The organism is Sorangium sp. So ce296, from assembly GCF_051529605.1.
Classification (GTDB): Bacteria; Myxococcota_A; Polyangia; order Polyangiales; family Polyangiaceae; genus Sorangium; species Sorangium cellulosum_D.
The window spans coordinates 1,161,035-1,175,910 of record NZ_CP150325.1 but is presented as its reverse complement, the minus strand read 5'-3'; the positions used below and the strand labels follow the sequence as shown (position 1 = coordinate 1,175,910).

Here is a 14,876-nt window from a genome sequence, read left to right as displayed (position 1 = left end):
TAAGTAGCTTCGTGTTGCGCTCGGAGGTGCGCCATGGTTTGTCGCCGTCAACCTGGTCGAGCTCGACCACGTCGCCGGCGAGCTCGTCGAGCGCGGGCTCGGTCCCGAGGGCGGGCGGCGATCCCCCGGCGACGCAGCACGAACGCGACGGCCGCAGAGGTGCCGCGAGGTTGCATCGAGCTCGACCGCCGCCGAGACTCGGGGCGCCCCTGACCAAAGGAGGGTATCTGATGGGTTATCGCAATCTCAGCCCCCAGGCGATGGTCAACATCTCCGCGCCGTGGCTCGATCCGGCGCAGGATCGGAAGGTGTTCACGTCGCTGCCGCTGCTCGCGCCGCTCCTGCCCGCGGTCGAGGAGGCGCGCGAAGGTTGGCACCTTGCTCGAACCGCCGTCCTCCACCCCATTTAGGCAAGCCATCTTTCTTTTTTTGCCGCCTGCCAGGGGGTGCGAGGCTGTCCACTGGCGCCGATCGGTGGTCGGTGGCGATCTCGAGGAAGATGTCTTACGTCAGAGCGCCTCCAGGCGGCGATCTCGAGGAAGATGGCTTACGCCGAAGCGCCTCCAGGCGGCGGTCGCACGTAAGATGGCTTACGCAGGATCGCCGCCGGGCGGCGGTTGCCGAGAGTTGGTTTGCGCCGGGCGCCGCCGGGCGGCGTTCGAGGGAAAGAGGGCTTACATTCGACCGCCATCGGGCGGCGCTCGCCGGCCGTGGATTGGCGCCGAGGAGCCGCCCGGCGGCGCTCGACGAAGCACGGCGAGGTCCCGCAGCTCGGCGTGCGGTCCCACGGCGCGCCCATCCTCTCGACGCCGCTCCTCGGCCGCGCCGGCCACGCCGCGGCGAGCCCCGCGCTGCTCGCCGCCTGCGCCGCCATGACCGCACGGGGCCCGCGCCGGCCGCGCCAGCGAGCCCCGCGCCGCGCGCCGCACGATTAGTTGTATTGACAATTAATTGTTCGGCGCTACGCTCGGCCATCATGCGCGACCAGTTCACGGCCGAAGGGGGGATCATCCTCGACAACGCCCTCGGCTACTGGATGGCGCGGGTGTACCTCGCCTCCCGCGCCGCGATGTACCGGCGCTTCCGCGCGCACGGCGTCGAGATCACGCCGGAGCAATGGATGGTGCTCGTCCGCCTGTGGGAGCAGGAGGGCGTCACGCAGACGCACCTGGCCGAGCGCACCTTCCGGGACGTGCCCACGATGAGCCGGATCCTGGCGCTCATGGAGCGCGACGGGCTGGTCGAGCGGAGGCGCGACCCGACGGACCGGCGCGCCCGGCTCGTCTACCTCACCGCGCGCGGGCGGACGCTGCGCAAGGCGCTGTCGGGCGAGGCGAAGGCCCTCGTGGACGAGCTTCGCGCCGGCATCCCGGAGGAGGATCTCCTCACGACCCGGCGCACGCTCCAGCGCATCCTCGCGAACCTCGAGCCCGAGGGCTGAGCGCGGCCCAGCCCCCGCGCCGGCCGCTTCATCCCCAATTGATTGCATTGACAACCAACTCAGGAGACGCCCGCATGACCGAGACCGTTGCTCCGCCTGGCCAGGCCGCTGCTTCCCCTCACTTCCCCGCGCACACGCTCGACACGGCGCCCGCGGCGGCCCGCGCCGCGCTCGAGCGGACCTCGCGGAAGTTCGGCTTCCTGCCGCTGCCCTCGGCGCGCTTCGCGACGTCGCCGCTCCTCGTGCGCGCCTTCGACGAGCTCCTCTCGGTCTTCGAGGGGGCCACGCTCTCGCCGGTGGAGCGCGAGGTCGTGGTGATGGTCGTCGCCGGCGAGAACGGCTGCGACCTCTGCCGCGCGATGCACCGCGGGCTGCTCCTCCGCGCGGGCGCGTCCGCCGAGATCGCCGCGGCGCTGTTCGAGCGGAGGCCGGCGCCCGACGCGCGCCTCCAGGCGCTCGCGGCGTTCACCGAGGCGACGCTGCGCGAGCGCGGCCAGGTCTCGGACGCCGATCTCGACGCCTTCCTCGGCGCGGGCTTCACCGCCGAGCAGGCCCTCGAGGTGATCGTCGGCATCGGCACCTACACGCTGTCGACGTTCGCGAACCGGATGACCCGCACCCACGCGCTCCGCTGACGCACCCGGCGGCGCGGGCGGCGCTCGCGATGGGTCACGCGCCGCGGATCGGGCGCAGCTCCTCGCCGAGGAGGCCCGCGGTCGCGCTCGGCGTCGCGAAGACCCCTGGCTCCTCGCCGGCCGGCGCCCACTCGCCCGCGCACATCAGCGCGCCCCCCAGGATCTCGGGCTGCGCCGCCGGGCGCACCTGCACGTCGTCCGCGTGGACGCTCACGTTGACGTGCACGCGCGCGTCCGCCCCCGCGCGGCGGACCACCGCCTCGTGCAGCGCCGCCGCGACCCGGAGCGCCGCGCGCCGCTCGTCGCGCTCCGCGTCCGCCCCGGCGGGCAAGAGGCGCACGCCGAGCACCTCGTTGCCGGTCGTCGAGGCCAGGATGAACCCCGCGCGCTCGAGCTGCGACTCGGCCATGTCGAGCACCTGCCCGATGTCCGCCGCGAGCGCGTCGTCGAGGTCGTCGGAGCCGCCGCGCGTCCTCACCTCCAGGTACACGCCCACCGCCGGCTGCGTCGGATCGGGCCCGCCCCTCGTCCCCGACGCGGGCTCGCCGATCGCCTCCCGGAGCGCCCGCACCAGCTCCTCGACCGAGCCGAACCGCCGCTCCCGCCGCTTCTCCATACACCGCAGCACCACCGCGTCGAGCTCGAGAGGAAGCGGCACCCGCAAGCTCGGGGGCATCGGCGGCTCCTCGAGGTGCTTCCGCACCATCTCATCCATGTCATGTGTGTGGAATGGTAATCTTCCGACCAGCATGCGATGGAGAAGCACTCCGAGCGCATAAACATCCACCCGCGCATCGATGGGGCCGCCCAGGATCTGCTCGGGCGCCATGATCGATGGCGTCCCGGGCATTCTTCCGGCGGTGGTCAGCCAGGTCGAGCCCTCCTCGGGTCCCATCAATTTCGCGATGCCGAAGTCGAGCAGCTTCACGGTCCGTGGTTTGCCTGAGCAGATGAAGATGTTGCTGGCCTTCACGTCGCGGTGAATGATGCCGGCGGCGTGCGCGGCCCCGAGCGCCGCGCAGATGGGCTCGAACAGATCGAGCGCCTCCCGCGGCGCGAGCCGGGTCTCGGCCCTGATCAGCGCGTCGAGCGTCTGCCCCTCCAGGCGCTCCATCACGTAGAACGGCTGATAGTTGTTCAGCTCACCTACTTCGTAAATTTCTACGATGTTGGGGTGGGAGATCAGGCGTAAAGCCTCGATCTCGCGCGCGAATCTCTCGACCACGCGGCGCGAGTGAGCTACCGCCTCGCTCAGCACCTTGACCGCGGCGGGCCTCCCTGAACGGGCGTGCCTCGCTGCATAGACGACCCCGCAGCCGCCGCGCGCGATGAATCCTTCGAGGATGTATTCGCCGGCCAGGGTCCCCGCCGGGAGCTCGCCGCGCGCGCTGGCCCGCTCGACCTCCGAAAACGGCCTCGTCTCGTCCTCTTTCGTCATCTTGCCCCACCGTGCGGCGCGTCACGGGCCGCCGCGCGCGCCGCTGTCCCCCTTCGAGGATGATCTTGATGAACCGGTATACTCAGGAGCGTTTCTAAATGGTAACTTAAACTTGGCCGCACCTCGACACTGAACCGCCGGCCGGGACCCGTCGCTGAAAGGGGGAACAAGATGTTCCTTTGCTGGACACGGACTGTTGCGCTGCTCGCAATACCTCTGGTTACTACCGCCTGCATCGGGGCCGAGATCGACGACGTGACCGATGAAGAGCTCGAAGAGCCGATCGGCGAGGCGGAGGGCGCCGTCGTGGCTGGGAACGGCGCCCTGTCCAATATCATCAACCGGAACGCGCTCCTCTCCGGCGCGCTCACCCCGAGCCTGCTCGGCGCAAACGCGCTCAAGCCCAGCGCGCTCAGCGCCGCCGCGCTCGCAGCCATCCAGGATCCAGGACCTCAGGGCGCCTTGTCAAGGCAGCTCCTCCAGTACGTCGTGAGCTGTGCGCTCCGGCCGGACCAGTCGTTCTCGTTCACGTGGACCGACAGCGGCGGTACGAGCCGACAGGAGACGTACAGCGGCTACCTCGGGATCGTGGACTGGTGGGTGTACGGCCCGCTCACGGATCCCTTCTACCAGCGCTACATCTCCGCGTGCCTCGCCGCGCGCACGAACTATTACGGCGTCCCGGTGATGATCTCCCTGCGCGCGAGCCAAGTATCCATGGGCTCGTCGTGGAACGAGCGCTCGACCTACTCGGTCAGGGAGGGCGCGTTCTGGGGCAACCTGTTCAGCTCGACGCCCTACCTACGGGCCTGCCACTCGCCGGCAGGCGTCGCGCGCGCGCGGGCGCTGAAGCGTGACTGTGCGGCAGGTCACATCAAGCCCGACCCGGCGACCGGGGCGCCGATCACGGAGCCGTGCGGCCCCATCGCGCTCGCGGGGTCGTGCGATACTGTGTGCGAAGCGGTGGTCGCCGACGGCGGCTTCTACTCCCAATGCCTCGACAACCCGGCGATCTCGTCCTCGGCGCGCACGGATGTGGTGATCACGTCCTTCCTGCCGCCGTAAAATGCGGCATGGGCTCCGAGGTCCAGCGGAACCAGGATCCCGAGCGCGCACCTCCGGACCATCGGCGTTGCCCGTCGTGCGGGCGGCGGAACCCGGGCTCGTGCCCCGAGTGCCCGCCGCAGCCGCATCGCGATGAGGCGAGCCCGCCGGACATCACCGAGGTCGTCCCCGTCTCGCTGCCGCGCTTCCCGGGCTACCGGACGCGCAGGGTCCTGGGGCAGGGCGGCTTCGGCACCGTGTTCGAGGCCGAGCCCGAGGGCGGCGGGGAGCCGGCGGCGATCAAGCTCGCGCGCGCCGATCGCCGCGGGGCGGCCCCGCGGCTCCGGCGCGAGATCGAGGCGCTCCTCGCCGTGGGGCCGCCCCACGTGCCGGCCGTGCACGCGCGCGGCGCGCTGGACGACGGCTCCCCGTACGCCGTGCTCGATCTCGTCGCCGCGCCCACGCTCGCCGCCCGCCTCGCCGCGCGGCCGGCGCCGCGGCTCGACGAGGCCGCCCAGCTCGGCCTCGCGACGCTCGCGGCCCTCGAGGCCGTGCACGCGCGCGGCTACGTGCACTGCGATCTCAAGCCCGAGAACATCTTCGTCGATCGCTCGGGGAAGGCGACCCTCATCGACCTCGGCATCGCCCGCGTCGTGGGGCGGCGCGACGGCGCGCCGGACGAGGACCTCGCCCTGGGGACCGCGGAGTACATGGCGCCGGAGCAGTCCGCCGGGCGCGCGGATCTCGACGCGCGCGCCGACATCTACGCGATGGGCGTCATCCTGTACGAGCTCTTCGCGGGCCGGCCTCCGTTCTGGGGGCCGCGCGCGGTGGTGCTGGAGGATCACCGGAGCCGCAGGCCGCCGCGCCTGTCGGCGCGCGCGGCCGTGCCGCGGGCGATCGAGGAGGTGGTGCACCGGTGCCTGGCCAAGGAGCGGGGCGAGCGGTTCGCGAGCGCGACCGAGCTCCGCGCCGCGCTGGAGCGCGCGCTCGGCGACGAGCTCACCGCGAGCGAGCACGGAGGGCCTCGCTCCGTGGCCGGCGCCGAGCGCCGCGCGGTGGGGCTCCTGTTCTTCGAGGGCGCGGCGGATCGGATGGCCGTGCAGCGCAGGGTCCGGGCGCTCGGCGGCGAGCTCGCGCACGCGTCCGGCGCTCGCTACGCGGCGGTCTTCGGCCACGAGGGCGCGGCGAGCCCGGCGCGCCACGCCAGGCGCGCGGCCGACGAGCTCCTGCGCGCGGGGCTGTGCGAGCGGGTGCTCATCGATCTCGCGCCCGTGTCGGTCCAGGCCCGCCCCGGCGGGGCCCGGCGCTTCCTGAGCCCGCTCTTCTCGCGCGCCGAGCGGTGGCCGGCCGCCTCCGGGCCGCCGGGGCCGTTCCTCACGCCCGCGGCGGCGGCCGCGCTCCCGGAGGCGTCCCTCGCCGCGCCGGAGGACGATCGCGCGGGGGATGGCGAGCCCCGGCCCGGCGACGACGCGCGGGAGACGACGGGCCCCGGCGCGCTCATCGGCCGCCGTGAGGTCCTCGAGCACCTCGTCCACAGCGCCGAGGAGGCGCTCCGGCTGCGGCAGCCGACGGTCGTGTCGGTGATCGGCGAGCCCGGCTACGGCAAGAGCCGCCTCTTCGTCGAGCTCGTCAGGCAGCTCCGGGAGCGCCTGCCGCAGGCCAGGCTGATCGATCTGCGCGGGCGGGAGCCGACGAGCGGCGTCGCGGACGCGACGCTCCAGGAGCTCGTGCGCGAGGCGCTCGACATCCCCGAGGCGCCCCCCGAGAGCGGCGTCCGCGCGGCGCTCGCGGAGCGGCTCGGCTCCGCGCTCGGCGAGGAGCTCGGCTCGGGGCTGGCGATGGCGCTCGGGTGGGTGGACGAGCGGACGGGCGGCGAGTTCTTCCGGGACGTCGAGGCGCTCAAGGCCGTTCCCGGCGCGCTGCGCTCGGCGTGCGTGCGCGCGGCGGGCGAGTGCCTGCGCCGGTGCGCCGCGGCCGCGCCGGCCGTCATCATCCTCGACGACGCGCAGTTCGCGCACGAGGTGACGCTGGCGGCGCTCGAGTACGCGGCGCTCGGGGACGGGGCCGCGCCGCTCTGGGTGTGCGCGATGGGGCGCCCCGCCTTCGCCGAGGCGCAGCCCTCCTGGGGCGAGCGGGCGGCGCGGCGCGAGGTCGTGCGGCTCGATCCCCTCGACGCCGACAGCGCGCGGGCGCTCTGCCGGCGCCTGCTCCTGCCCGCGCGGGACGTGCCGGAGTCGGCGATCGATCGCCTGATCGAGCGGGCGCAGCGGGTGCCGCTGCTCCTCGTGGAGCTCGTGCACGGGCTCAAGCGCGAGGGGATCCTGCGCCGGCACCCGCGAGGCGACGCGTGGTACCTGGCGACCGACGAGCTCGAGCGCCTGCCGGCGCTGCCGCTCCTCGATCCGCTGGCGCAGGGGGAGATCGAGGCGCTCGGGCCGGCGCTCGGGGCGCACGCGCGGCTCGTCTCGCTGCTCGGCGCCGAGGTGTCGCCCGACGAGATCGCGGGCGTCTTGAGCCACCTCGATCGGCGCGGCGAGGGCGCGGCCTTCCCGCTGGACGCGCGGGTCGGGACCGAGCGGCTGCTCAAGGCGGGCGTGCTGGTCGCCGATCGGAAGGGCCGGCTCGGGTTCCGTCACGCGCTGATGCGGGAGGCGATCGCGCAGGGGGTCGCCGAGGGCGAGCGGCGGCGGATCCACCTGGCCGCGTACGAGCACCACCGCGAGGCGGCGCACGAGAGCCGGGAGCAGCGGCGGTTCAAGATCGCCTACCACGCGGCCGAGGCGGGGCTCTCGGCGGTGGCGGAGGCGGCCTACCTGGAGCTGGCCGAGCGGGCGCGGGAGCGGCACGCCTACATGGAGGCGGAGCTGCACTACAGCCGCGCGCTGGCGCAGCCGGCCCCGGATCGCGGCGCGCGGCGGAGGGCGGCCTACCGGGGCCGGGGGCTGATGCGCTACCGGCTCGGCCGCTACCACGACGCGCTCGGGGATCTCGCGCGCGCGCGCGCGATGGCGATCGAGGAGGGGGAGGCGATCGAGCAGATCGAGATCCTGCTCGACGAGGCCATCACGCTCGACTGGATGGACGACTACGGGCGATCGAAGGAGCGGGTGGAGCAGGCGAAGGCGCTCGCGAGCGGCGAGCTGCCTCCGGCGCTCTCGGCGCGCCTGTCGATGGGGGCGGCGCTGTCGCTCCACCGGGAGAGCCGGGAGGAAGAGGCGGCGCGCGAGTTCGAGCGCGCGGCGGCGCAGGCGGAGGCGCTGGGCGACGCGGGCTACGAGACGCTGGTGGTGTCGCTGCTCGTCCTCGGCTTCATCTACCAGGGGCTGAGCAAGCTGGACGAGGCCGGGGCGGCGCTGGATCGGGCGATCCGGATGTGCGAGGCGCGCGGCGATCTCCTGCACCTCGGGCCGGCCATCAACAACCGGGCGCTCCTGCGCGCGTGCCTCGGCGACAACGAGGGCATGATCCTGGACATGTGCCGTCTCCTCGCCCTCTCGCGCGAGCTGGGCCTCGGGGCGATGGAGCTCATGGGGGAGTTCAACCTCGGCGAGTACCTGTACATGGTGGGCAACCTCGAGATGGCGATGCCGCACGTGGAGCGGGCCGCGCACCTGGAGCGCCAGCAGCGGGGAGAGGAGGCGCGCCCTTGGGCGCAGCTCCTCCAGGCGAGGCTGCTCCTCTACCGAGGCGACGAGGACAAGGCGCGGGAGATCATCGAGACCATCCGGGCCCAGCAGGCGAAGGCGATCGCCGCGGGGCGCGGGGGCCTGGAGATGGCCCCCGCGGAGGAGGTGCTGTGGTCGATGATCGACCTGGCGACGCGCGACGCCACCGACGAGGAATGGGATGAGCTCGAGGGGCGGTCGGCCCGCTGCTCCGTGGGCCAGGAGCAGATCGAGGTGATCGAGGCGCGGGCGCGGTCGCGCTCGCGCCGCGGCCGCCACGCCGAGGGGAAGGCGGCGCTCGCGCGGGCGATCGAGGCGGCCGAGCGGATCCCCAACTGGATGAGAGAGCGGCTCGAGCGGCAGCGAGGGAGCTAGGAGCCCATGGATGGCGCGGCGAGCCCGCCCTCGCCGTGGAGCGAGTCCCGGACAACGCCCGCACGCTCGAGCTCGCGCGGCGGTGGCTCGACGGCTGACGCAGCGCCGCGTTCACGCGCGTCGCCGGCCGCACGCGAGCCGCAGCATGCCGCCGAGGAGCGCGAGCCACGGCGAAAGCGGGCCGCCCGACGGCGCGCCGCCCGCGGCGTGGCAGTCACAGCCGGGTCCGCCGCCGCCGAGCCCGCCGCTGCTGCCCCACGACGACGACGACGCCTCGCTCGACGAGCTCGCCGCGCCCGAGGTCGCCGCGCCGCCGCCCTCCCCCCCCGGGCAACCGTGGTTCGACGCATGCCCGGGCTCGGTCGGGCACTCGTCGTGGACGTCCCTCACGAAGTCGTTGTCGTCGTCGGCGTCGCACGCGTCCCCTGCGCCGTCGCCATCGGTGTCGGCCTGATCGGCGTTCTCTCGAGCCTCGCAGTTGTCGCACGCGTCGCCCACGCCGTCGCCGTCGGTGTCGGCCTGGTCCGGGTTCTTCACGTCAGGGCAGTTGTCCATGCCGTCGAGCGCGCCGTCGCCGTCCGAGTCGGCGAGATCCTCGTCGCACGCGTCGCCGGTCCCGTCGCCGTCCGAGTCCTCCTGGCCGGGGTTCGCCGCCTTGGGGCAGTTGTCCGCGTCGTTGTTCACGCCGTCTCCGTCGTCGTCGGCGTCGCACGCGTCGCCCACGCCGTTGCCGTCCGAGTCCCGCTGATCGGCGTTGGGCGTCCGAGGGCAGTTGTCGTCGGCGTCGAGGACCGTGTCGTCGTCGTCGTCCGGGTCGCAGGCGTCGCCGGCGCCGTCGCCGTCGGTGTCGCGCTGGGTCGAGTTGGCGATGGAAGGGCAGTTGTCCGAGCCATCCAGCGCGCCGTCGTCGTCGTCGTCCGGGTCGCAGGCGTCGCCGGCGCCGTCGCCGTCGAGATCCTCCTGACGCGGGTTCTCCGCATGGGGGCAGTTGTCGCCCGCGAGCACGCCGTCGCCGTCGAAGTCGATGGCGCCGGGCGTCGGGACGGCGCACGCGGCCCAGGTCGACGACGTCGGCTCGCCGGTCTCGATCGCGCCGGTCACCCCGTTCCCCCCGCTCGCGCTCTGGGCGCCTTCGGTGAAGTCCTGCCGGCAGCTCCCGTTCGCGGCCGACAGCGGCGCGTGCAGCGCGGCGTCGTCCGCCGCGTCGTCCAGGTAGGCGCTCGGCGCGGCCCCGGGATCCGGCCCGTCGATCGATACACCCGTCTTGTTGACAGGCGTGTTCGCCCCCGTCGCGCCATAAAAGACGTAATCGACGTCCTTCACGAGATCGCTCACGCCGTCCCAGTAAAAGAGGATCAGGAGCTCATGATCGTTCGTCAGCCCGCGCGTCTCTCCCACCGATCCAGGGATCGGCAGCCGCATGTCGGGCACCGCGGCGGCCGACTTGCCCTCCGGGCCGCCGGCGCTCTGGATCTCGTAGGTGGGGGGCGCGCCCCAGCCGTTGAACGCCCTGCTCTCGTTGCACCCCATGCGGTAGCACTCGGCGCCTCCGAGCGACACGGTCTGGACCTCACCGGGGGCGATCTCGGCGCCATCCGGGAAGCGCACCAGGAAATCATTCGTATTCGGGAGCGTCGGGTCCGGCGTGACGAGCTGATAATAAAAGCGGTAGTCCGCGAGGTAGTAGTCCGACAGATCGACCGGCGCGCTGCCCGGGTTATAGATCTCGACGAACTCCGCGGCCGTCGGGTGGACGAGGAGCTCCGTCAGGAGGAGCTTCGCCGGGCTCGACGCGTGCGCGCGCATCCGGCCGTGGAGCGCGTCGAGCTCCAGCGTGACGACCTGCCCCGCCGCCGCGCTGAACGCGCCGCTCGAGGAGTCTCGCGGGGCGTAGCTCCAGCCGTTCGCCCCGAGCCTCGTGCTCCAGGGGCCCTGCGCCGCGAACTTGAAGGACGCGCCGGAGAGCGCCGTCCGGGCCACGAAGCGGTATGTATAGACCCCATCGCCCGCGACGCGATCGCCGAGGGCGCCGTCGTCGCGCGCGACCGTGAGGGACGAGTACGGGTTCCAGTCGGTGTCGCCCACGGAGCTCTGCCAGTCTCCGACGGCGACCCACACCTGCGGTGCGCCGCCCTCGTCGAGCGAGGCGCTGCGCGAGTCCGAGGCCGACTCGGTCGCCGGCAAGAACCCTTGTGCGGTCAGGTCGCGCCTGTCGTAGTAGAAGGTGACATCGTAGGGCGGTGTCCCGCCGGCCAGCGTGAAACGCAGATTCTCGCCGCTGGCCGCCCCGGCGCCGCCGTCCGCGAGATCGACGCCGTTTCGCGAGATCTTGTACTCGACGTCTCCCGGCGCCGCGAACGAGACGGCCGCCGTGAAGACGCCGTCCCCGGCCGCCCTGTCCGGGGCGATCCCGTCGTCGCGGAGCGGCGCGCCGCGGCGCGCATCCCACGTCCCGAGCTCCGGCGTGGAGCCGGTCACCGTCGGCGAGGCGAGGGCCGCCCTGGGCAGGAGCGAGAGCAAAGCGAAGCTGATACCGACGAAGGAGCGGCGTCGTCGCACGGGGCCACCTCGGTGCCGGGGCGAATTATCCGGACAAGCGGAACCCTAGCGCAGGACGGACGAACAACGAAGTCACAAAGCAGGAACGATCCAGCGCGCGTGACGCGGCGTCACGCGCCATCCATCGGTGAGCGGCGAATCCCGACCTCGCCCGCGTCGAGCGGCGTAACGAGCGGCGTAAAGGTGCCTCGATGTCGCGGCCCAGGCGCGCGGGTCGCTCCAGCGACCCGCGTGACCCGCGCGGCGCCGCGCCCTCAGCGCGGGACAGCCGCTGTGGCCGGGCGAGGCGAGTCCTCGCGATGCGAGATGCTCGTGAGAACGCTCTTTACGTTCGTCTGACCGGCGGGGTCGCCCGTCGCGTCGAAGAGGGCGAGCGCCCTCGTGTAGTCGAGCGCCGCGCCGGCGGTGTCGCCCCGCTCGCAGCGCAGGTCGGCGCGCGCCTTGAGCACGGCCGCCTGGCCGGCGCCGTCCCCGAGCGCCTCGAAGAGCCGGAGCGCATCCTCGTAGTCGCGCTCCGCGCCCGGGAGCGCGCCCCGCTCGCGGCGCAGGTCGCCGCGGGCCTTGAGCGCGGCGGCCTCGCCGCGCCGATCGCCGCTGTCCCGGTAGAGCAGGATCGCATTGCCGTAGTCGCGCGCCGCGAGCGCCGTCTGGCGCTCCCGCAGCCGGAGGTCGCCGCGGGCCTGCCACGTGCGCGCGTGGGTCTGCTCGCAGCCGAGCGCCCGGAGGAGCTCGGCCTGCGGGAGGATCTCGCGCGGGGCGCGGGCGCTCGCCCCGCGGCGCTCCTCGGCGCCGCTCGGCGGCGAGCGGAGCTGGCTGAGGACGCGCTCCTCCACGCCCTCGAGGATGTAGAGCGCCCGGTCGTAGTCGCGCGCCGCGCCCGCGAGATCCCCCTCGCGGAAGCACAGATCGCCGCGCGCCTTCAGCACGTTGGCCTCGCCCGGGCGATCGCGGCAGGCCCTGAGGAGCGTGAGCGCGCAGCCGTAGTCGCTCGCCGCGCCCTGCGCATCGTCCTGGTCGAGCCGGAGGTTGCCGCGGGCGAGCAGCCCCATCGCCTCTCCGGTCCGGTCGGCCGCCGCCCTGAACACCGAGAGCGCCCGCTCCACGTCGCGCGAGGCGGCCGCGAGGTCCCCCTGCCGTCGGCGCAGGTCGCCGCGGAGCAGGAGCGCCGTCGCCTGGCCGCGCCCGTCCCCTGCCGCCGGCGCCGCCTCGAACGCGGCGAGCGCCTCGCCGTAGTCGGACGCGGCGGCCTCGAGCGCGCCCTCGCGGACGTGCAGGGCGCCGCGCGCGAGGAGCTCCTTCGCGCCGCGGAGGGCGTCGTCCTCGACCGGCGCGCTCCGCGCCGCGGCGCGCTGCGCGTTCGCGCGCACCGCCTTGCGGAGGACGTCGCGGTGACCCGGGCGGCCGCGCTCGCGGGCGGCCGGCGTGGCCCGGAGCGTCCCGAAGGTGCCCCGCCGCTTGCTCGCGAGCTCGGCGCGCCGCGCCCCCTCGAGCGCCGCCAGCGCGCGCGCGCCGAGCTCGGGGAGCGCGTCGCCGGCGAGGCGCGCCGCCTCCTCGAGCAGCCGCTGCTGGACCTCGGTCGGGAGCCCGAGATCGAGCACCGTGCAGGCGTCGACGAGCGCCCGCGCCAGCACGCCTCCGCCGCGCGCGCCGTCGCGGAACGGGGCGATGTCGAGGGCCGCGAACACCTCGCAGGCGACGCGCCGGCGCATCGCCGCCTCGGGCCGCCCCTCGACCGCGGCCGTCCAGAAGAGGAGCGCCTGCATCGCGTCCGCCGCCCCGCGGTGCAGCGCGTCCCAGCGCCCCGCGTCGCCGGCCACGTCCTTGCGGGCCACGGCGCGCACGAGCGGCGTCACCCGGTAGGTCTGCGTGGCCTGATCGAGCGACGCCAGCCGGCCATGCACGAGCAGATGAAGCGGCCGAGCGGCCGAGGGCGCGGGCTTCCCCGCCGCCGCCGCGACCGCCTCCAGCGGGACCCCCGCCGCGGGGAGCACGGCGAGCGCTTGCACCACGCCGCGCGCCTCCTCGCCGAGCGACTCCAGCGCGTCACCGAAGACCACGCCCAGGATCTCGTCCCCAGGCCCTCCTGGATCCAGGTGCGTTGCATTTTTCCGCAGATACGCCTCGGCCGACATCCCCGTCCGCCGCAGCGTGGCCGCGGCGATCTCGATCGCGGCCGGCAGGTACCCGAGGGCGGCGACGAGCGCATACGCCCACTGGACCTCTGCTGCGGGCGGGGCGTCCGTCCCCCATGCACCCTGAGAGAGGGCGGACATCGCAGCGGATACCGAGAGCACCGAGACCCTGAGCTCAGCTGTCTTCCGATCTCCGGACGTGGAGCGGAACCTCAACATTTCGCCTCTGTCATTCCCGAAGAGCTGGTTATCCGAGCAGGCGCCGCGGGGCCCTCGGCCCGCGCCGACACGCCTGCTGGCTCCCGTGAGCCTGGAGATTGCTGCTGTTTCGAAGAGCTTAGCGCGGCGCGGGACGGGCTCAACGACCTTCCAGGTTTTCGCATGCGGCGGTCCGCGCTGCACGCGCTCCGCGTCGCCACTTCGCACCGGCGCCGCGCGCGCGGTGGCACGCGTCCGGCATCGCCTCGCGGCTCATGGGGAAGCGCGCCCGACGACATGGAACGATGGAACCCTGCGATGGACGCTCGCGCGGCGCCGCCGAGGTGTCTGTCCTGTGGCCGGCTCGAAGAGACGAGAGCCGGCGCCGCTCCGCGGACTTCGCGGCGAGGCGAGCGGCGCGGGAGGAGAGCCGCGGACGGGAGATCCGGGTCGGCGATGAGGTCGTTTATGTGACCGAGACGGGCACCGGGGCGCCGGTGGTGCTTCTGCCCAGCATGCTGGTCGGCGGCGCGACCTACCGGCCGGCGGTGGACGCGATCGCGCGGCGCGCCCGGGTGTTCGTCCTGGAGCTGCCGGGCTCGCGCCGCGGCTCGCGGCTGCGCGCGCCGTGGTTGCTGGAGCGGTACGCGCGTTGCGTCGACGACACGCTGCGCGCGTTGCGGCTCGATCGCGTCACGCTGATCGGTCACTCGCTCTCGGGCGCTGTGGCGCTGGTCACCGGCGCCCTGTACCCCGAGCGGTTATCCGGGCTCGTGCTCGCCGATTCCGTCGGAGTCAACCCGCCGCGCTCGGTCCTGTCGCTCGTGTGCGCGCGCGCGGTCGACATGCTGCTCGAGCCTCGCTTCTCCGTGCGGACGGCGCCCGCTTTCCTCTACAACATGCTCGTCCACACGCGGAGCGTGCTGAGCCTCGTGCGGATCGCCGCGACGGTGGACGTGAGCGGCTACGCCGTGCGCGTGCGCGTGCGGACGCTGCTCGCGTGGGGCGCGCGCGATCGCACGGTGCCGCTCGGCTCGGCGCTCGCCATCCAGCGCCTGATCCCGGGCTCGACCCTCGTCGTCTCCGCGAAGGGAAGCCACGACTGGATCGTCGGGCGACCCGAGGAGTTCGCGGACGCGGTGGCGAGGTTCATGGCGCGCGGCGGCTGAGCGCCGCGGGGTCGTGGCCCGCCGGCGTGCGCGACCGCGGTCGAGGCGATCCGCGTGAGCTGCCCGCGCGGCGGAGGCGCGCCCTCGACGCGGCGATGCTGCGGCCTGCCGAGCTCGACCGGAGCACCGTGGCACACTGTCCCCCGTCCCCCGTCCCCCGTCCCCCGTCCCCCGTCCCCCGTCCCCCGTCCTCCGTCCCCCTCTTCGTGCGCGTGCG

9 protein-coding genes are annotated in these 14,876 nt (G+C 73.8%); 6 read left to right on the top strand and 3 right to left on the bottom strand.

Features of this window, described 5'->3' with window-relative positions:
- Positions 1–230: 230 nt before the first annotated feature.
- The 3 genes from WME98_RS04400 (at position 231) to WME98_RS04390 (ending at position 2,076) form a co-directional block, all read left to right on the top strand.
- Positions 231–410 (top strand): hypothetical protein, encoded by a 180-nt coding sequence (locus WME98_RS04400; RefSeq protein WP_437950116.1) that lies wholly within the window; start codon positions 231–233, stop codon positions 408–410.
- Positions 411–976: 566 nt separating this feature from the next.
- On the top strand, positions 977–1,441 hold the full coding sequence (locus WME98_RS04395) for a MarR family winged helix-turn-helix transcriptional regulator (RefSeq protein WP_061624481.1): 465 nt from the start codon (positions 977–979) through the stop codon (positions 1,439–1,441).
- A gap of 74 nt (positions 1,442–1,515) precedes the next feature.
- Entirely contained in the window at positions 1,516–2,076 is a 561-nt protein-coding gene (locus WME98_RS04390; protein ID WP_437950115.1) for a carboxymuconolactone decarboxylase family protein, read from the top strand.
- Positions 2,077–2,110: 34 nt separating this feature from the next.
- Here the strand turns inward: WME98_RS04390 and WME98_RS04385 are convergent, their stop codons facing one another.
- Positions 2,111–3,514, bottom strand: coding sequence for a serine/threonine protein kinase (locus WME98_RS04385; protein WP_437332296.1), 1,404 nt, complete (start codon positions 3,512–3,514; stop codon positions 2,111–2,113).
- Positions 3,515–3,769: 255 nt separating this feature from the next.
- Between WME98_RS04385 and WME98_RS04380 the strand changes: the two genes are divergently transcribed.
- On the top strand, positions 3,770–4,579 hold the full coding sequence (locus WME98_RS04380) for a hypothetical protein (RefSeq protein WP_437950114.1): 810 nt from the start codon (positions 3,770–3,772) through the stop codon (positions 4,577–4,579).
- A gap of 8 nt (positions 4,580–4,587) precedes the next feature.
- Positions 4,588–8,601, top strand: a complete 4,014-nt coding sequence (locus WME98_RS04375; protein WP_437950113.1) for a serine/threonine-protein kinase — start codon at positions 4,588–4,590, stop codon at positions 8,599–8,601.
- 111 nt (positions 8,602–8,712) lie between these two features.
- Here WME98_RS04375 and WME98_RS04370 read toward each other — a convergent pair whose 3' ends face one another.
- Both WME98_RS04370 and WME98_RS04365 read right to left on the bottom strand, forming a co-directional pair.
- Positions 8,713–11,160 (bottom strand): thrombospondin type 3 repeat-containing protein, encoded by a 2,448-nt coding sequence (locus WME98_RS04370; RefSeq protein WP_437950112.1) that lies wholly within the window; start codon positions 11,158–11,160, stop codon positions 8,713–8,715.
- Between the two features lie 254 nt (positions 11,161–11,414).
- Positions 11,415–13,433 (bottom strand): hypothetical protein, encoded by a 2,019-nt coding sequence (locus tag WME98_RS04365; protein WP_437950111.1) that lies wholly within the window; start codon positions 13,431–13,433, stop codon positions 11,415–11,417.
- A 527-nt stretch (positions 13,434–13,960) separates the two neighbouring features.
- On the opposite strand from WME98_RS04365, the gene WME98_RS04360 reads away from it, so the two are divergent.
- Complete coding sequence (locus WME98_RS04360) at positions 13,961–14,659, top strand: alpha/beta fold hydrolase (protein ID WP_437950110.1); 699 nt, start codon at positions 13,961–13,963, stop codon at positions 14,657–14,659.
- Positions 14,660–14,876: the final 217 nt, after the last annotated feature.